The sequence below is a fragment of the Giesbergeria giesbergeri genome (genome assembly GCF_054779375.1).
This window is the reverse complement of the sequence record NZ_BAAGYJ010000002.1, coordinates 467,325-485,447: the sequence shown is the minus strand read 5'-3', so window position 1 is coordinate 485,447 and position 18,123 is coordinate 467,325. Positions and strand designations below refer to the sequence as shown.

At 54.0% G+C, this 18,123-nt stretch carries 17 protein-coding genes and 2 pseudogenes; 14 read left to right on the top strand and 5 right to left on the bottom strand.

Features of this window, described 5'->3' with window-relative positions; all coding sequences use genetic code 11:
• The first annotated feature begins 9 nt into the window (after positions 1–9).
• The 3 genes and pseudogenes from ACYVB2_RS06375 to ACYVB2_RS06365 form a co-directional block, all read left to right on the top strand.
• The gene (locus ACYVB2_RS06375; protein WP_382430375.1) at positions 10–1,281 is read left to right on the top strand and encodes an NYN domain-containing protein; all 1,272 of its coding nucleotides are present in this window, start codon (positions 10–12) and stop codon (positions 1,279–1,281) included.
• A gap of 542 nt (positions 1,282–1,823) precedes the next feature.
• Positions 1,824–2,132: a DUF3649 domain-containing protein gene (locus ACYVB2_RS06370; protein ID WP_382430377.1), complete on the top strand. Its 309-nt coding sequence runs from the start codon at positions 1,824–1,826 to the stop codon at positions 2,130–2,132.
• Between the two features lie 41 nt (positions 2,133–2,173).
• Positions 2,174–2,812 (top strand): annotated as a pseudogene (locus tag ACYVB2_RS06365) (PepSY-associated TM helix domain-containing protein); the annotation flags it as partial.
• On the opposite strand, the pseudogene ACYVB2_RS06360 reads toward ACYVB2_RS06365, so the two are convergent.
• The 4 genes and pseudogenes from ACYVB2_RS06360 to msrA all read right to left on the bottom strand — a co-directional run.
• Positions 2,812–3,789, bottom strand: a pseudogene (locus tag ACYVB2_RS06360) (TonB-dependent receptor plug domain-containing protein); the annotation flags it as partial. The pseudogenes ACYVB2_RS06365 and ACYVB2_RS06360 sit on opposite strands and share 1 nt — an antisense overlap.
• Before the next feature lie 194 nt (positions 3,790–3,983).
• Positions 3,984–4,382, bottom strand: coding sequence for a hypothetical protein (locus ACYVB2_RS06355; RefSeq protein WP_382433973.1), 399 nt, complete (start codon positions 4,380–4,382; stop codon positions 3,984–3,986).
• 2 nt (positions 4,383–4,384) lie between these two features.
• Entirely contained in the window at positions 4,385–4,585 is a 201-nt protein-coding gene (locus tag ACYVB2_RS06350) for a hypothetical protein (protein ID WP_382434112.1), read from the bottom strand.
• Positions 4,586–4,712: 127 nt separating this feature from the next.
• Positions 4,713–5,249: a peptide-methionine (S)-S-oxide reductase MsrA gene (gene msrA / locus ACYVB2_RS06345; RefSeq protein ID WP_382433975.1), complete on the bottom strand. Its 537-nt coding sequence runs from the start codon at positions 5,247–5,249 to the stop codon at positions 4,713–4,715.
• Positions 5,250–5,335: 86 nt separating this feature from the next.
• Here msrA and ACYVB2_RS06340 point away from each other — a divergent pair, with 86 nt between their 5' ends.
• From ACYVB2_RS06340 to ACYVB2_RS06325, 4 genes are read left to right on the top strand one after another with little or no spacing between them, the layout of a single operon-like run.
• Positions 5,336–6,028 (top strand): TetR/AcrR family transcriptional regulator, encoded by a 693-nt coding sequence (locus ACYVB2_RS06340; protein WP_382433977.1) that lies wholly within the window; start codon positions 5,336–5,338, stop codon positions 6,026–6,028.
• Positions 6,029–6,058: 30 nt separating this feature from the next.
• Entirely contained in the window at positions 6,059–6,772 is a 714-nt protein-coding gene (locus ACYVB2_RS06335; protein ID WP_382433979.1) for a protein-L-isoaspartate O-methyltransferase family protein, read from the top strand.
• Positions 6,773–6,795: 23 nt separating this feature from the next.
• On the top strand, positions 6,796–7,137 hold the full coding sequence (locus tag ACYVB2_RS06330; RefSeq protein WP_382433981.1) for a rhodanese-like domain-containing protein: 342 nt from the start codon (positions 6,796–6,798) through the stop codon (positions 7,135–7,137).
• A gap of 19 nt (positions 7,138–7,156) precedes the next feature.
• The gene (locus ACYVB2_RS06325) at positions 7,157–8,488 is read left to right on the top strand and encodes a TolC family outer membrane protein (protein WP_382433983.1); all 1,332 of its coding nucleotides are present in this window, start codon (positions 7,157–7,159) and stop codon (positions 8,486–8,488) included.
• A gap of 19 nt (positions 8,489–8,507) precedes the next feature.
• Here ACYVB2_RS06325 and ACYVB2_RS06320 read toward each other — a convergent pair whose 3' ends face one another.
• The gene (locus ACYVB2_RS06320) at positions 8,508–11,846 is read right to left on the bottom strand and encodes an AAA family ATPase (RefSeq protein ID WP_382433985.1); all 3,339 of its coding nucleotides are present in this window, start codon (positions 11,844–11,846) and stop codon (positions 8,508–8,510) included.
• Positions 11,847–12,303: 457 nt separating this feature from the next.
• On the opposite strand from ACYVB2_RS06320, the gene ACYVB2_RS06315 reads away from it, so the two are divergent.
• The 7 genes from ACYVB2_RS06315 to ACYVB2_RS06285 are packed head-to-tail and all read left to right on the top strand — an operon-like array spanning position 12,304 to position 17,979.
• Positions 12,304–13,149, top strand: a complete 846-nt coding sequence (locus tag ACYVB2_RS06315; protein ID WP_382433987.1) for a type II secretion system protein — start codon at positions 12,304–12,306, stop codon at positions 13,147–13,149.
• Between the two features lie 22 nt (positions 13,150–13,171).
• Positions 13,172–14,035, top strand: coding sequence for a type II secretion system protein (locus ACYVB2_RS06310; RefSeq protein WP_382433989.1), 864 nt, complete (start codon positions 13,172–13,174; stop codon positions 14,033–14,035).
• A 39-nt stretch (positions 14,036–14,074) separates the two neighbouring features.
• Positions 14,075–15,001 carry a type II secretion system protein gene (locus tag ACYVB2_RS06305; protein WP_382433991.1) on the top strand — a complete coding sequence of 309 codons (927 nt, stop codon included), beginning with the start codon at positions 14,075–14,077 and terminating at the stop codon, positions 14,999–15,001.
• Positions 15,002–15,505 (top strand): hypothetical protein, encoded by a 504-nt coding sequence (locus ACYVB2_RS06300; RefSeq protein WP_382433993.1) that lies wholly within the window; start codon positions 15,002–15,004, stop codon positions 15,503–15,505.
• Entirely contained in the window at positions 15,502–16,791 is a 1,290-nt protein-coding gene (locus ACYVB2_RS06295; protein ID WP_382433995.1) for a hypothetical protein, read from the top strand. Before ACYVB2_RS06300 ends, ACYVB2_RS06295 begins: the two co-directional genes overlap by 4 nt.
• A 4-nt stretch (positions 16,792–16,795) precedes the next feature.
• A complete protein-coding gene (locus tag ACYVB2_RS06290) occupies positions 16,796–17,383 on the top strand; it encodes a hypothetical protein (protein ID WP_382433997.1) in 588 nt (195 codons plus the stop codon).
• On the top strand, positions 17,380–17,979 hold the full coding sequence (locus ACYVB2_RS06285; RefSeq protein ID WP_382433999.1) for a hypothetical protein: 600 nt from the start codon (positions 17,380–17,382) through the stop codon (positions 17,977–17,979). The genes ACYVB2_RS06290 and ACYVB2_RS06285 overlap by 4 nt, the downstream gene beginning before the upstream one ends.
• Positions 17,980–18,123: the final 144 nt, after the last annotated feature.

Below are 18,123 nucleotides of genomic sequence, written 5' to 3'. Positions count from 1 at the left end.
TCTCTGCCTATGAAAAGCGCTCTTTTTATTGATTTTGATAATGTCTACAGCGCCTTGCGCCGTCTGGATATCCACTACGCTGAACGTTTTGCCCGCCAGCCCTTAGACTGGTTGCATTGGCTGACGGACAGTCTGCCCTTGCCCGCCCATGCTCCTGCGGGTGTCAAGAGCCGACGCCTGCTGGTGCGGCGCTGCTATTTCAACCCGCACGTCTATCAGCGTTTTCGGCCCCACTTTAACCGGGCTGGTTTTGAAACGATTGACTGCCCACCCATGACGACCGAGGGCAAAACCAGCACAGACATTCACATGGTGCTGGACATGGTGGACTTGCTACAGCATGAAACTCGGTTTGATGAGTTCATCGTTTTTTCTGCTGATGCCGACTTCACTCCAGTACTGCGCAAGTTGCGCCGCAGTGATCGGCGCACAACGGTACTGGCAGTAGGTTTTCCCTCTGCGGCTTACCAAGCCTCGGCCGACTTGCTGATCGATACCGATATTTTTGTCCGTGATGCGTTGGGCGAGGCTGAGGAGCACTGTGAGGGCAACCACCCAACACCCATGCGCCACGGTTATCCGGCAGAAATGCACGCACCTGTCCATACCTCGGAATCGATGGAGTGGGAAGACATTCGGGCCTTGGCGACACAAATCATCCGCCACGAGGTAGCCGCCTCGGATTTGGCCGTGCCGTTGGCCCGTATGGCCAGCCGCCTGCCAGCACAGGTGCCGGGGTTGGACAGCAGCAGTTGGGCAGGTTTGGGCAGTTTTCGCCGTTTTGTAGAAACCTTGGTGTTGTCTCCGTTGTTGTTGGATTGGTCGCATTCGGGCGGTTATTTGTACGATCCCCAGCGCCATGCACGCCCTATGTCGCCCGCTGGCCGCGACGGCACACTCGACAGTGCCGATCCCCAATTGTTGCGTCAGATTTGCGATGCTACAGATGCACCACGCCTAGGACGGATGGAGTTTCGGCGGCTTTGGCAGGCCATTGCCACCGATTTGGCCGAACAGCCTTTCCATCTGCGCGACACCGGAAAACGTGTCCGAGATCTGTGCCGTTTGGCCCAGTGCGATATCAGCCGCGAAGATGTGAACTGGGTGCTGCGCGGCTTGTTGATGGGCGGGCACCAATTCGGCCAAGGCCAAGACACGCCACAACAACTGGCATGGCAGATGGCGAATAACTTGGAAAAGCTCTGCGCTCGTGAGGAGTTTTGGCTCGATGAGGGCCAGCGCGCTGCTCTGCACGAGTGGGTGGGAGCCGATCTGGGGTAAGTTGGTAAATAAGAATTAATTCTATTTATTGGAGCGGTAACGAGGCTCCCGATGTTAGAATTTTTCTCAGTGCAACGACGATTCCGAATGCTTTGCCATGAAGCCGTCGGAATCCAGCACGAAAATTTCCAGTAATTCGCCGCCTTGTAGAAGTCCGAGAGGTAGGCGTTTTGCTGCATAAGTCAGCGCCAGCTGATGCGGTCGGGCATGGCCGTCCTATAGAGGAAATCTCCGCCATTCGTGGCGAGGGAAGATGTCCCTTCTTCAGCCAGTAGCGCAGCCCACTGAGACTGAGCATCAGGCCATTTGGCCTGATTGCCCACACGCTCCTTTTCTGCCAGCCAGCTAACGTTTAAACCAAGGTGCTGTATGGCACCTGGCGTCACGTTGAGGCGTGGCATTGGAGGGCTGGGGAGTGAATGATATGCACTGCTATCGATACGGTACGGTATCTGTTGCTGCATTGCTGCCACACGGTGGCGCACAGCATTTGGGCTTTGGTGCGTTGCACAGCACTTGGTGATGCTGGTGGGTGGCTCGCTATGAAGGTGACTCGTCCTATAGGGCGTTATCGTTTGGGTGTTGCATCCCGTACTCTGGCTGCTATGGCTGGGGGTTATGCGCTAGCGGCTGGGTTTTCTGCCGCCGTATCGCTGGGATTGGTGCAGTGGATGCCGCGCGTTGAGGCGGTGCTGACCGCTACCATGCTGGCGTGGTGGGTCTATGCCATAGCCATTGGCTGGGCGTTTTATGCGCGCACGGCCTGGGGTGCTTGGGGTGGAACGCTGTTGCCCGCTTTGGTGTTGGGCGCATGTGCCATGATGCCACGATGGATACAGGCGGCACCATGACCGCTACATCATCGCACAGACCAACCCGGCCTGACACCGACATGCCTGCGCCAGCCCGCCAGGCAATTTCTTCCAAAATGCCCAACGACCGAGAGGGTGTGCGCCAAGCTATGTCGTGGTTGCACACTTGGGCAGGCTTGTTGTTGGGCTGGTTGCTGTTTGCTATCTTTTTTGCTGGCACGCTGTCGTTCTTCAAGAACGAGTTCAATCTATGGATGCGTCCAGAGATGTATGGCTTGCCTGCCGCTGACGCGGAGGTAGCACAGAAGTCGCTGGATGCCCTGACACGCCAGTTTCCTGCACTGACGCAGTGGATCATGCACCTGCCCGATGAGCGCAACCCCGCCGTGGGTATTTTGTGGCGTGACACAGGCAATGGGCGGTTTGAAACCCTGCACATGAATCCGCAAACAGGTGAGGCCATCGCAACACGGCCAACTATGGGTGGTGATTTCTTCTACCGTTTCCACTTTGAACTGCGCACAGCACAGAAGGGGCGTTGGACTCTAGAGGGCCGTTGGTTGGTTGGTGTAGCCACCATGCTGATGTTGGTGGCATTGATCACAGGCGTCATCACACACCGGCGAATTTTCAAGGATTTCTTTACTTTCCGTCCGGCCAAAGGCGGGCAACGGGCGTGGTTGGATGCACACAATGTCAGCGGCGTGTTGGTGTTGCCAAAGCCTGGCAAGGGGTTACGCAATTCACCACGCACATCTACCCGTTCGCTGCGCAAATCAACGACAGGGACACCATGTTCTTCACCGTGATCATGGTCATGTTCGTCGTCATGCTCCAGTGCTGCACCGTGGCTGCCGCAGTGCAGATGCAACCCGTGAACATGGCACCCCTCGTCACTGTGGTTATGGCCCGGCAGACCGTAATATGCATTCTGACGGCTATAGGCTAACCCCAAGTAACCACGCTCACCCACCCAAGAAACCCCTAGGCTGGCGCTGTCTGTGTCATTGAAACTGCCCTCAACCTTGCGCCCAGAAGACCAGCCCCGACCCACACGGTAATCATCGGCCTGGCCCTGACTACCTTCAAGGTGGATGGCGATATTGCCCGCTCCCCCTGTCAGTGAGAAAGCGCCCGCCCGTTCATGGGTAGCACTGCTGGCCCGCAGTTCGGCACTGCCTTCGTAGCCTTTGGCGGGAACAGCCGTAGGCACTTTACCATCCAACACATTGACCACCCCACCGATGGCCCCGCCTCCGTGGATCAGCGCCGCTGGGCCACGCAACACTTCAATTTGTGTGGCTAGCAAAGGATCGGCCACGACCGCATGGTCTGGGCTGATGGTGGACGCATCGTGGATAGGTGCTCCATCGGACAACAACCGAACACGCGGCCCATCCATCCCACGAATAATGGGGCGACTAGCGCCTGCACCAAAATGGCTGGAGTGAATACCCGGCTCGCCATCCAGCGTTTCACCCAAGTTGGACTGGCGCTGCTGAACCAGTGCATCGCCTTCCAGCACGCTCACGGGCATGGTCATATCACTGCTGGTTTGTTGCAGCCCACTGGCCGATACCGTTACATCGGGCAACACCGCCGCAGGCGGGGTAGACACAGGCTGGGATTGGGCATGTGCTGTGCCCACAGCCCCCACCATCCAAGCCACAGCACAAGCCAATGGTTGCAAACGCATGGGGGGAGAAAACTTAAAAAAAGCCGAAGAAGACATAGCAAAGAAAGAAACAGGCACACCACCACCCAACTCCGCTGTCGTAGGGAGTCGGGACGTCTGGAATGCAAAAAACAAGCACCAACAGCAGGTCAACACCTGTCTGGATCAGACAAGGTCAATACCAGCCATTGAAGAGAAGGTTTGGAGCGGGGGATTTAGCCCAACCAGAAGACTGGTGGTGCGCGGGCCTGAAACGCTGCCACCTGAACCATCCCTGTGTGCCAATAAGGCGGTGCAGGGACGGGCGCAACAGGTGCCAGTGGGGGCAGCGTGGGGAGGTGTATGTTTGGCTGTACCCAAGTCCATTGATCGAGCAACAAACAGTCTGCCGAACTGTGTACGCCAAACAGCCGTGGCAGGCCTTCATCATCACCACGGTGGTGCTGTTGCAGATGGGGTGCAGCAGCGGAAAGAGGGGCCACCACACCATGCCCGCCATGCAGGACACGGTGCATTTGCCCCAAAGCAGGGGCCAGCGCCAGCAGCAAGCCACAGACCCACCACAGCACCGTGTGGTGGGTCTGTCGCAGATGCTTGCGGGCCTGCAAACGCATTCTCAGTGGGCGTGTTTCATGCCACAGTACTTGCCAATCGCCAAACCCTTGCAGGCCGATTGCAGTTCTTTCATGCACTGCTCAGCGTCTTTACCAGAGGCCAAACATTGTGCAGCCGCAGTATGTGCAGCCGCCATTGCGCGGTGGCGTTCAATATCTGCCTGTTTTTCTTGCTCCGAATGGGTTTGTGCCTGTGCCAACATCACTGGAGCGCACAGGAGAGTCAAAGTGCAACGAAGCCAAAAACTACGCATAGCCAACCTTTTTGCAAAGCCCAAAAAACCCACCAGTGTAGTGGAGTCGCGCACCCAAACAGTGCCCTGCTAGATATCAGGGCCGTAACCACTGGGCAAAAGTTTGGCGAAATTTGGTCAACTTTGGCGCAATGATGGCCGCGCAATACCCTTGCTCTGGATGACGGGCATAGTATTGGTGGTGGTAGGCTTCTGCGGGCCAAAAACAATCCAAAGGAGCTACTTCCGTCACGATGGGTGCATCCCATAGTGATGGGGCATCGATTTCTGCCAACCACTGCCTCACCTGTTGCTCTTGTTCTGGGCTGTGGCAATAAATGCCGCTGCGGTATTGCGTACCCACATCATGACCTTGGCGATTCAAGGTGGTGGGGTCGTGGGTAGCAAAGAAAACCTCCAGAATCTGCGCCAACCCTATGGTGTCAGGATCAAACGCCAACTGCACAGCCTCTGCATGGCCTGTAGTGCCACTGCATACCTGTTCATACTGGGGATGGGGGGTGTGGCCATTGGCATAACCACTTTGCACGGCTGTAATGCCGCACAAACGGCTAAAAACCGCCTCGGTGCACCAGAAGCAGCCGCCAGCCAAGGTGATGTGTTGAAGAGTCATAGCACCATTGTCCATGCCTACCGATTGACGCTGTGACTGTAGGTGATTACATTACTAACCAGTCAGTCATTAAAAGCAGTTACCGCGTGCCCTCTACCCCTTCCGATTCTTTGCCCTTGAAGACGACACGGATTCGTGTGCGCCGCAAACAGGCGCGTCCTGCCGAATTGTTGGATGCGGCATTGGATTTGTTCGTTGAGAAAGGTTATGCCGCCACCAAGGTGGAGACTGTGGCGGCTCGGGCTGGTGTGTCCAAAGGGACTTTGTTTTTATATTTCCCTAGCAAAGCCGACCTTTTCAATGCCGTGGTGCGAGAAAACATCGGCATCCGCTTTAGGCAATGGAACCAAGAATTTGAAGCTTTTCAGGGCAGCACTGCCGACATGCTGCGCTATTGCTACCACTCTTGGTGGGAACATGTGGGAGCCACCAAGGCATCGGGCATCACCAAACTCATGCTGTGCGAGGCGGGCAACTTTCCTGAGATTGCCTTGTTTTACCAGCGTGAGGTCAGTGAGCCCGGCCACGCCCTGATCCGGCGCATTTTGCAACGGGGCATAGACAGTGGTGAATTCCGATCTGTGGATTTGGACTATGCCGTCCATGCCGTTGTTTCGCCGCTCATGTTTCTCACCTTGTCACAACATGCCAGTCTGGCTTGCGTCCCCGGCTCTTTGACGGTGTCGCCACCGCTGTACCTGGAAAATCAGATCAATATGCTGCTGCACGGACTGCTTCAGCCGGAAGCAGGGCCGGGCATCCTAAAATCGCAGGCTTGACCCTGAACTGCCCTTGCGGAGAACCTTTCCATGAACATGCCCCTGAACACGTCTTCCATCCACACCAACGACCCGATTGAGCAAGCCCGCTACAACATGGTTGAGCAGCAAATCCGGCCGTGGAATGTGTATGACCCCGATGTGCTGGAGCTGCTGCACAGCCTGCGCCGTGAAGATTTTGCGCCTTCGGCATACCGCCATCTGGCGTTCATGGATATCGAAATTCCGCTGTGTGGCACCCCAGAAGAAGGCATCCGCACCGGCCAGTGCATGTTGGCCCCCAAGATTGAGGCCCGTCTGCTCAATGACCTGCAAGTGCGCAAGCATGAAAAGGTGCTAGAAATTGGTTCCGGTTCTGGCTACATGGCGGCCCTATTGGCTCGCTGTGGTGCGCAGGTGTTGGCACTGGAAATCCAACCAGCACTGGCAGAGATGGCACGCATCAACTTGCAGCGTGCAGGCATCAACAATGTGACCGTGCGCCAAGCCGATGGCTCCCGCGATCCCCTGCCCGAAGGGCCGTTCGATGTGATCGTGCTCAGTGGCTCGGTATCAGAAGTACCACAAGAACTGCTGGCCAAACTCAATGACGGGGGCCGTCTGGCTGCCATCGTGGGCGATTTCCCAGTCATGCGCATGACGATTGTGCAACGCAAAGGCGCCCGCTTTGAAACCACCCAGCCGTGGGACACCACTTCACCCCGCTTGCAGGGCTTTACCCAGCCCTCCAGTTTCAAGTTCTGAAGCACCTGAAAGAGCAGCACGGCATGGTCGATCATGTACGCCCCAAGGCTCTACCGGCTTGGTTCGCATCGTTGAGTAGCAGTCATGCGCCGCTGGTACTGGATGTGCGCGAACCTTGGGAGCTTCAGACAGCTTGCATTGCCACAGAGCCTCTGGAGCTATTGGCGATTCCCATGGGCCTTGTGCCCGCGCATCTGAGCCGCCTGAACCCTGAGCGCCCCATCGCCTGCCTGTGCCATCACGGGGTTCGGAGTTTACGGGTAGCCACCTTTCTGGAGCAACAAGGGTTCCAGCATGTGGCCAATATTTCCGGCGGCATCGATGCTTGGTCACAAACCGTTGACCCATCGGTGCCACAGTATTGAAACTTCTGCACAACCTGCCATGCCCATTTTTCCCAGGCTCCTGCCTCTTACTCTGGCCCTCGGGGCCGCATTGGCTGCGCCCGCACAAGCCCAAAGCCTGCGCGCGTTGGTAGAGTCGGCGCGCCAATACGATGCACAGTGGCAATCAGCACAAGCCCAGTTAGAGGCAGCACAGCGGCGAGCCGACCAAGCACGGTCTGGGCTATTGCCCAGTGCCGGTTTGTCTGCAGGAGCATCACGGGCACAAACTGGTGCCAGCCAGCTTCCACGCGATGTCAGCCTGAGCACACAAACCATGGGCATTAACGCATCCCAGCCGCTATACCGTCCTGCCAATCGGATCACTTTAGAGCAAGGCTTGCGCAATGTGGATGCTGCACAGGCCCAGTCAGATGCGGTAGCACAAGAATTGCTGATACGTGTGAGCCAAGGTTACTTTGATGTCTTGGCAGCCCAAGATACCCTCACCTTCGTACAAGCACAAAAAGCAGCCGTGTCAGAACAATTGGCAGCGGCCAAGCGCAATTTTGAGGTGGGGACATCCACAATCACCGACACACGCGAAGCCCAAGCCCGTTATGACTTGGTGGTTGCCCAAGAAATCGCCGCAGAAAATGACCTGCGCGTCAAAAATCTGGCACTCGACCAATTGGTCGGCTTAAACCACACGCAACCATTGCCTTTAGCGCAACCTTTGGCGTTGCCCAGTTTGCCCCTAGACAACAACCCCTTGCCTTGGGTAGAAAAAGCCGAGGCAGAGCAGCCTTTGGTGCGTCAGGCAGCCATCGCCTTGGAAGTGGCCCAACTCGAAACCCGAAAGGCCGCCACAGGGCACTTGCCCACATTGGATGCACAGTTGGGCTACAACGTGCAACGCTCGCCCAGCGGGACTGTCAACGCGCCTGGAATTTCAAGTCGCACCCACAGCACCAGCATCGGGGTGGCACTCAACTGGCCCTTATTTGCCGGTTTTGCCGTACAAAATCGGGTCAAAGAAACCTTGGCACTGGAAGAAAAGGCGCGCGCTGACCTAGACCACTTGCGCCGGACAGTGGCCCAAAATGCCCGTGCAGCCTTTTACGGCGTGCAATCAGGTTGGGGGCAGGTGAAGGCACTGGAAGCGGCTGAAGCCTCTAGCCAAAGTGCGCTAGAAGCCAACCAGTTAGGCTATCAGGTAGGAGTTCGCATCAATATGGATGTGCTCAACGCCCAAAGCCAGTTGTACCAGACCAAACGCGATCTGGCAGCAGCCCGTTACAACGTACTGATGGGCACACTCAAATTGCGTCAGGCCAGTGGCAGCTTGAGCACAGCAGACATAGACGCCATTGACGCCCTGTTGGCCCGATAAGGCCCATCCACTGGATAGGTCAGTCCAATCGCCCACGGTGGTATAACCAACCCTTCATGTGGTGACCCTGCATCAGTGCCTGTTTCAGGGTTTTACATGCTGTGCCATGCTGGTTCATGGATCGCAATGCCAGTGCCTTGACGCGCATCAATTCCATCTGCCACATTGCATCTGTATTGCCCACCATCGTTTGCAATGATTGGTCGGCTAAACGAAGCGCCATTTCAAAGTTTCCACACAGCACCAAGGCTTCGGCAGCAAGCCACTTGGCAATGGGTTCAGCAGCAGGACAAGCTTTTAAAAGGGCATCCACCTGATGGGTGATGTGTGTCCATTCCAGGTTGGGTGCATGAACTGGTTGTTCTAGCATACAAAGCAAAGAGGCAAAACTACCCCATAAAGACAATCCTTCTGTGTTGGCAATATGGGCAGATTGCTGTGCATGTGCCAAACCCGATTGACCGCCTAGCCAATTGAGCAAACCGGCCATTGCATGAAAGATCGCTCGGTCTTGTCGGGTCGAAGAGGCTTGGGCATAGCGTTCTGCCTCATGCAATGCCTGCATAGACAAATCCCAATTGCCATGCAACCACTCTAGGCAGGCCATCTGACAACAGCCCATGACCAGCGGATCAGAAAGAAAATAGCGCCTGCGGCGCTCCGCACTGAGCCGCTGACCAGACCCGAGCAAATGCTTAAACCACACCCTTGCTTCATCACGCTGGCCTAACCAAAATGATGAATTGATCATGGCCCAACACACGGTGTGATAGCTTTCTGCATCGGTAGCCCGATGCACCATACGCAGTGCATGTGCTTTACCCTTGGTGTTGGATTGTGCACTGGCATGAAGGTAAGAAAGAAACAGCGCATCAAAAGCCACATCGGGATGCTCTGGCAAATGCGCAATATTTTGGCAAATAATACGCGTCAGGCGATGGGCCTGCCGACTTCCATAGCCTTGCAGTGCAATCAGACAACGGACATGCTGTGCGCGGGCACGCATTCCTTCAGCATCAGCACCATAGCCTATTTGGCTTATTTTTTCAAAATAACTACAGGCGGTAGATATATCATCTTGCTTTAAAGCACCTTGTGCCGCCATCAGCCAACAATGGCGTGCCATCTCGATATTTTTGGCCTGCAACCAAATGTCTGCTGCAGCGGTATAATTTTCTTGGGATTGCAATAGTTCTGCACATTGCTTAGCATGATCTAAAAAGTCAGATGCAGAAAGTGTAGAGAGAACATAGTCACGCACCAAAGGATGATGAAAGGCAAAATATCCATTTCCTCTATCCAATAGAAATCCAGCAGACTTTCCAAGATCAATAACTTGCGCCGCCTTCAATTCACCGCAAAGAAAAACAAGATTCTGATATTGAAAACTCATCCCCTGCATGGCAGCAAATTGCAGCGCCAATTTGGATGATTGCATACGATTAAGTGTGGCGTTGCAGTATTCAGCAAAGTGGGGGTGCAATTGATCTTCACCCCAAAAATCAGCAATAAGATATAAAGGAATGCCCCGCGAATTTAATATCTTGCCTTTGATTTTTTTGGAATCTTCATCACCATTTTTATTTAAAGCATTGATAATTTCAAAAGCATCACTCTCACCAAGGGGCGACATGATGTAATCATAATGATTGCTATGCCTATAAGCATCTATCAGCGGCTTACTTGTTGTGTTATTAGTACGCCTAGTAGAAACCAAGAGAGACCCCTGCATGCAGGAGGAAATTTTACTGACAACACTCTTGGTAACATCGTCTAGCCAATCCCAGTCATCTACCACAAAACAAATAGCTTTCTTTTGCAGAGATAAAAATGAAGCAAAAATTAACATGGATTCCATCAACGCAGATGAATCCACTTCTTCTAATTCAATGAACTTCGTAATTATCTGACGGTGCTTTTCCTCTAAAAATTCACCTGCTTGCGCCATTAAAAAATGCAATCCACCAGCTATGTTTCCACATACTGAATGCTCTAAAGCACTGATAAAAAGCATCTCTCTTAACCCTTGCCCACGAGTGTGCTGACTTTCTGGCTTGCCTGCAAACCACCAGACATGTAGCCCAGCCTTCTGTGCCCGATGTGCAATCTCCCAAGCAGAACGACTTTTACCAAAACCGTCGTTTCCAATAATGGAAATTGATTGGCACTCGCCTTGCATGGCATGACATATTTTTTGATCTGCCACCTCCAATAATTTACTATGCCCAACAAACCCAGAAAATGGTACCGACACAGGTGGAAAATTTGCACGAAACGAATGTAAATTCATTACATGCAACATAAAATCATGCTTTATGCCCCGAAAACGAATGGGGCCTTTTGCTGGCTTTTCTTTATCGTGCAAAATATCGGAAAAACTTTTACAGCAAACAAATTGACCCACATCTGCATACAAGGCCAACCGATAAACCAATCTTGTACGCCACCCTTGAATACGCCATTGACCCTTTGAGAAAAATACATGTACTTTTCCTGCTGTTGCCCCCATGCGCAACGGCAAAATATCGCCAAAACGCTGCCACAAAATAGCGACAGCCTGAAGAATCTGACGCCGCGCCCCGGTGTGAACATCAAGATGCCCAAAGATTATGGTGCATCCAATATCATCGGTTTCTATGATTTCTCCACCCAATGAGCGCAATATTTTTTGCACCTCGAGAATGACTTCTTCGGGGTCTTTATTTTGCTGTTGATGAAAGACCTCAAACTCATTTCTCTCTATACGCAGCAACCCTAGGGTTGCTACTTCATTGAATTCATAATGAGCAGATAGATTAACCCATCTTGCTGCACTATCAATGTCATTTAAATTATTTTTCTGTGCTACAACAATAAATTCATCAATCGCTTTTCTTCTTAAAGAAATCCAATCATTGAAATCTTCTGATACCACATCATCAAAGCCAGCAAGCCAAGACTCCTCCATCGCATCCCTCATCAAAACTTGTACAAGATTTGATGATTTTTTAGTCTCCCCATGAAAGATAGATTTCAATACAAAAAAATCTGACGCTACTTTTCCCAACGGAATAAATGCAACGTTTTCTCTATCAATCTGAATGGCTGGCGGCAATCCGATTGATTGCCATGTTTTTGTAATATCGGAGATAACAACACGCAAATTGGCCTTGGCTGATGACGCATCTTGGTGGGGCCAGAAATATCTGGCCAAAGCATCTCTAGAAACGAGCCGCCCTGGCTGATAGGCTAAAAACGCCAAAATAGCCACAGATTTTTTATATTTGAATTTAATGGCTGTTTTTTTATTTTCACAAATAACCCCAACCAACCCAAAGAAACTCAGTATTATTTCTGGCGAATAGTCTCTATTATTCATGGCTCTGATTTATTTTTATTTCTTCTGAGTGATTTTTAGCTAAAGAACGGCGTAATAATTCAACATTAAAAATCTATTTTTTAAAAAAACATGGTTTTAAATCATTTTGAGGCCATACTTGATGATAAAAAATGACCAGTTTTGTCCAAGCAAATTTTTTAAGCAAGCAAAAAATTTCCACACAGCTTCCCAAGCTAATTCTATAAAACGCGATCTCACGAAGATTGCAATTTATTTCAATTGGTGCCATGCAGAGGCACCCACCTGCCTCACCACCAGACGTCAAGCCCCCACTCCACAGCACCTTGGCGCTTGGGCCACACAAGCACGAACCATAGCTAAGATGTATCGAGGTGGCAGCTCTGATTGTCTTCTAACGATTCTCTAACGATTGCTGAATAGAGTATGCCCATCGCCCGTTATGGGCATGTACAACTTCTCACCGCTTGAGGTAATCATGCGATCTTTCATTCCTAGGCTGCCAGTACGGCGGTTGCCTCGTTTCGCTGGCTCTCGTGCTGCACAAGGTGGTTTCACACTGGTGGAGCTGGCCATTGTGCTGGCGGTCATTGGTCTCATCATTGGTGCAGTAGCCATTGGCAAAGACGTACAACGCAATGCCGAATACACCAAGATCAAGAACAAGTTCATTGACCAGTGGGAACAGGCCTACAACCAGTACTACCAGCGTACCGGCGTCGTGGTGGGAGACTCTCAAACACAACCACGGTTGATGGTCAATGGTACTGCCTATACAGCCACTGGCAACAACCCCATCTCTGGTGGCAACATGGCCACACTGATCGCTGCTGGTAGTGAGCCCATTCCTGTCTGCGAACGCAATCCAGAAACTGGTGTGATGCGCTCCGATGCACCACGCACCGATCTGCGCAATCTGATGACCAGAGTGGGGGTTCGTATGCCGCCTGGCCGGGCCGAAGGACAAGAAGATTTGTATGTCTATACCGATACCAATGGCTCACCACAAGAAGTTCAGGTGTGTTTCCAGTGGAATCGCCCCACAGTGCCTGAAGGTGCCGGAAACGTCATGGTGATTGCCGGTTTGACCCCCGATTTGGCCCGCATGCTCGATCAAATGATTGATGGCAAGCCCGACGCCCGCGAAGGCCGTTTCCGGTTGCGGGGCATTGGCAACGATACAGCCAATGGCCCCGGTGTTGAATGGTCAGCCAACAACAGTTATGGCCGTGGTGCCACTGGCACAACAGACGTTGGTGCTGGCAACACCCGCGACGAAGAACAGGTCATCACCCTGACCGCCATTTACAAAATGAACCAGTAAATCCGCTTCGGGGAACTCCATCATGAACTCTCTACTTCAACAGCCCCGGCATCGGGCCCGTACGCTGCGCCAACAAGGCTTTACTTTGGTGGAGCTGGCCATTGTGCTGGCGGTCATTGGTCTCATCATTGGTGCAGTGGCCATTGGCAAAGACGTACAACGCAATGCCGAATACACCAAGATCAAGAACAAGTTCATTGACCAGTGGGAACAGGCCTACAACCAGTACTACCAGCGTACTGGTGTCGTGCTGGGAGACAGCCAAACCGCGCCCCAAAACATGGTCAATGGCGCACGGTTTCTGGCAGCAGATGCCGCTAACCGTTCTGGCCGTGACATGACTGGTGTCACACCGCCCAACGCTATTTGCCGGGCGGCTGCAGGGCAGGGCATGCCCCGTGGCTTTACTGCTGGCACCGATCCCGATTTGCGTGTATTGATGAACCGGGTGGGTATCCGTATGCCCCCAGGCCGTGCCGAAGGTTTTGAAGACCGCTATGTATACCTAGACAGCAATGGCAACCCGCAAGAAGTGCAGGTTTGCTTCCAATGGAACCGGCCATTGGCTAACGGTTCAGACAACAGCCTGGGTGATGGTGCTGGGAACGTTATGGTCATTACCGGATTGACCCCCGACTTGGCCCGTTCACTCGACCAGATGATTGATGGTAAGCCTGACGCCCGCGAAGGCCGTTTCCGTCAGCAGGGCATTGCCAACAATGCCGACTCGGCAGGTGGTAACAGTGGTACAGCCAACGCCCCCGGTTCTGAATGGCATGCCAACAACCGCCAGCAAATCACGGCCAATGCAGCCGGTGGCGATGGCCGCACTTTTGACGAAGACCAAGTCGCCATCGTGACCGCCATCTACAAGATGAACCAATAAGCGCCTGATGCGCAGTACCCCATTGCAGGAGATTTCTTCATGAGCAAACCACATTCCATCCACAGACTGCACCGCCAAGTGCAACAGGGCTTTACCCTGATTGAGCTGGCGATTGTGCTGGCAGTCATTGGCCTGATCATCGGCGCAGTAGCCATTGCCAAGGATGTACAGCGCAATGCCGAGTACCAAAAGGCAGTGAACAAGTTTGCCTACCAGTGGAAAATGGCCTATGACCAGTATTACCAACGTACGGGCGTTGTGCTGGGTGACTGTCAGCAAGCACCAACCTATATGGTCAATGGTGCTGAAACCGAGATTCCGACCGGAACCAATGCTTGCACGCGCCCTGGTGGCTCGGGCACGGCTGGCATTCCTGAGAATTTTGCCAACCGTGGTCTGAAAATCTGCAACGGACAAGGCTATGCAGCAGGTCAGGTGGGCTTGGGCGATGCCACACTGGCCACCCAAAACCTGCGTGCTTTGATGACCCGTGCTGGTGTGCGTATGCCCCCAGGCCGTGGTGAAGGGCATGAAGACCGTTTTGTCTACATTGACTCCAACGGAAATGCCGCCGAATTGCAAGTGTGTTTCCAGTGGAACACTTCGGGCACGGCCAGTGGGGCGGGCAATGTGATGGTGGTGCGTGGGCTGACGCCTGATCTGGCACGCTTCATGGATCAAGTCATTGATGGCAAGCCCGATTCGCGTGAAGGCCGGTTCCGTATCCAAAGTCGTCCCTCGCATGCAGCGGCCACTGAAGCCAATGCGCCAGGCACACAATGGGAAGCCAACAATACCCAAGGCAACAATATTGCGACAACCGCCGCTAACAGTGCTATGGGGGGCAGCGACACCCGCCAGACCATTGACAACACCAGCGGTAATACAGCCGGGACGAGCACAGGACGCACCTTTGATGAAGATCGTGTGATTCTGTTGACTGCCCACTGGATCATGGAGCAGTAATTGAACGGCCTGCGCACCTTCAAACTTTTGGCCCTAACCTGTGCAACTGTACTGTTGGGGGGAGGGGCATGGCTGGCCCAGCGCGGGCTGACACAACTGGCCATGGAACGCCAGCAGTCAGCCCAGTTGCAGTCCGAACTGGACAATGCCCGCAGGCTGATGCCTGAAGTGGAAAAGCGCGAACGATTGGTGCGCTCAGTACAAGACATGGCCCGGCAGGTGGATCGCATGGGGTTTGACCCTTCACAGTGGCGTGAACGCCGGTTGCGCCGATTGCCGGGGCCAGCCACCCGTTTGGAGGCCACGCAATTCTTGGCTGAACTGGGGCGCGGCACTGAGCGCACATGGTTTGTGGCCGATGTTTTTGAAATTGCGACTGTGACAAACAATGCAGGGCTGTTCCACCCCCCCCAACCGGGGGATCTGGGCCTGACATTTGGCATCAGCGGCACTTTGCATTTTCATACGGCCTCTGCGTCGCCGACTCCCAAGGTGCTGCCATGAATGTTGAACACGTATACCGCATCACCGATGCTGGGTGGGTGCACTGTCATGGTCATCAGGTGCAAGATGTGCCTGCTTGGCCTAGTTTGAAACACAGCGCACTGGTGGTGCTGGATCTGGATGACATTCCTACCGATGTGTGGCGGTTTGAAGGCAAACCTGAATATGCTTCAGCACTGATTGAAAAGCGTATCCGCACAGAAGGACTGGTTGAAGGTACAGCGCATATCGTCATTCATCGATTGGTCAAAGTTCCGCGTGGCTTTCAGGTATTTTTCTCGGCCATTCCGTTGGATTTTTGGCAACGGGTCAGTCAATGGGCAGAGGAACAGTCCGACCACTGTCTGATCATGACAGTGGCTGGATTGTTGTCGCAGGGGGTGTCGATAGGCAAAGCACGATTGCTCTTGTCACAACGGCGACTGACCTGTTTTGCCCAGACAGATGCTGGCATGGTGTTTAGCTCCACCCAGGCACTGGGTCAGGGCATGTCTGTGATGAGCGGTGCCGCGCGGGTTTTGGTGGCGAACCACAGCGAGTTGTTGACCCGTTTGGGTGCCGGTGCCGTCGAATGGGGCGCACTCTGGAGTACCAACACCACCGACACCAACGATTGTCTGACCATCTTAGAGGCCGTGTTAGGCAATGCACCACGCACCCTGCCTGCGGTAGAGTTGTCTGGTGTGGGTGAACGGATACAAACCGTATTGCCTTTGCTGGCAGTTCAATCCGCCAGCCAGCACGCACTCAATCCTTTGTTGGGGCGGGTGGCTTGGAAGGCAGAGCGTTGGGTTTCAGTCATCACTGCCATCACCGCCATCGCAGGGGTGGGTTTGGCGGGCGTTGGAATGCTCACGAGCCAAAAGGCACAGCAGCAACATGCTGCCAGCCAAGCATCCCGGGCAGAGTTGTCCAAATTGCAGGAGCGTATCCAATCGGTGTCTTCTGTAGATGCTCCCAAGCAACTTTTACCTCTGGCCGATTTTGCCCGGCAATTGGATGAAGGCGCACGGCACGATCCCGTGGCCTTTCTGACCACTCTCAAAGCGGCAGCAGGCAGTGATATTTACATCCATCGTGTGCGTTTGGAGCTGGCAGGACAGTCCCGCCAGCGGTCTTTCCGCGTGGATGGCACCGTCGCTGTCGGGGCATCGGCATCTATGGTGCGCTGGAGCAACCAAATGAGTGCTGCCGGTTGGAAACTGAAGGCGTTAGAGCCTGCCAATCCTGCCCCAGGTGCCTTCTCATACGAACTGGTTGCTATGGCAACTCCATCGGGAACTTGAGGCCATGAAATACGCTGCTTTACTGTTGAACGGTTTGGCCGTCTTATTGTTGGGTTGGGGTACGTATGGGGTGGCCCAATTGGTGCAAGCCCGTGGGCCGGTGGTACGGCCTATCATGGTGGAGCTCGCGCCATTACCCACCGCACTACAAGGGGATCAAACCCGCATGATGGAGGCGTTGGGTGCTATGTCGCGCCTGCAAACGCAGTCCTTCAGCTCCCACGCTGGGGCCGAGAATCTGCTGGCCTTGCCCACGCCAGGCAGCGATGTGGTGGGCAGTGTGCAAATGCCTACACGCTCTTTGTCGGTGCATCTGGAAAATCTGGCCGTAAACACCCAGTCGGTGATGATTGATGGGCGACTCGCGCAACGCGGCACCCGTCTCCACCACGGTGGCCGGGTCTCACAGGTACAACCTAGCGAGGTGGTAGTGACAGAACAGTTGGGGCGCCAAACGCTGTCGCTCCCACTGTCTGAGCTGCGGGTAGGCACTCTCAGATGGGCGGATGGCTCTCCAGCCAGTGTCAACACACAACAGTTCCGCTCGGGTTTGGCTGGCAGTGCACCATCAGCCGTCAAGGTGACCCCATGAGCAAAGCCATTGGGGTGGGGGCCGGCGCTGGCGTCTTGGTGCTGTGTGCCTTGGGCGTTTGGCAACAAGGACAACCGGGTCTGCGAGGTGTGTCTGTCCCTGCGCACCGGGTAGAAGGTATGGCTGTCGTACCAACCCCGATGGCAGACACCACCTACACAGCCCCCGACAAGACCACCACCAACCCCACCACCACGACAGGCCAAGAAACCATATCTGGCGCACCCTCTGCTGTGGCCTATACGGCGGCACAGGCTTCGGCGGGCACGGCCGTGCCCAACCAAACCAATGACACAGTGCTCAAAGCCCAACTTGATGGTTTATCGGCACCAGGCCGGCACCCCAGTCCATTAGAAATGGATCAGTGGTTGGCAAAGCTCCAGCAAAGCCAAGGTAAAGAGGCCTTGGGTGCGGTGGATGTGAACACCCTGCGCCACAACCTACAAGCCACTGCCCGCCTGCATGCTTTAACGCAACAGCTACTGCCCCTGGCCCAAAACCCTACGGTTGAAAACAACCAAAAACTTCAACTGCTGGTGGCCGAGATTCAGCAAGTGCAAGGCGCGTTGCGCACAGACGTATTGGCCCCAAAGTGATCACCATGATGACTAAGACCTGCGATTTTTCCCTGCCTATTCGGGCTTCTGCCTGCGTTGCCCTGATGGGCTAACAGTCCGCCGGATTACTGTGCGATTTGCCGGAACGACATCTTCCTCATGACGAATTTCAAGACTCACCTT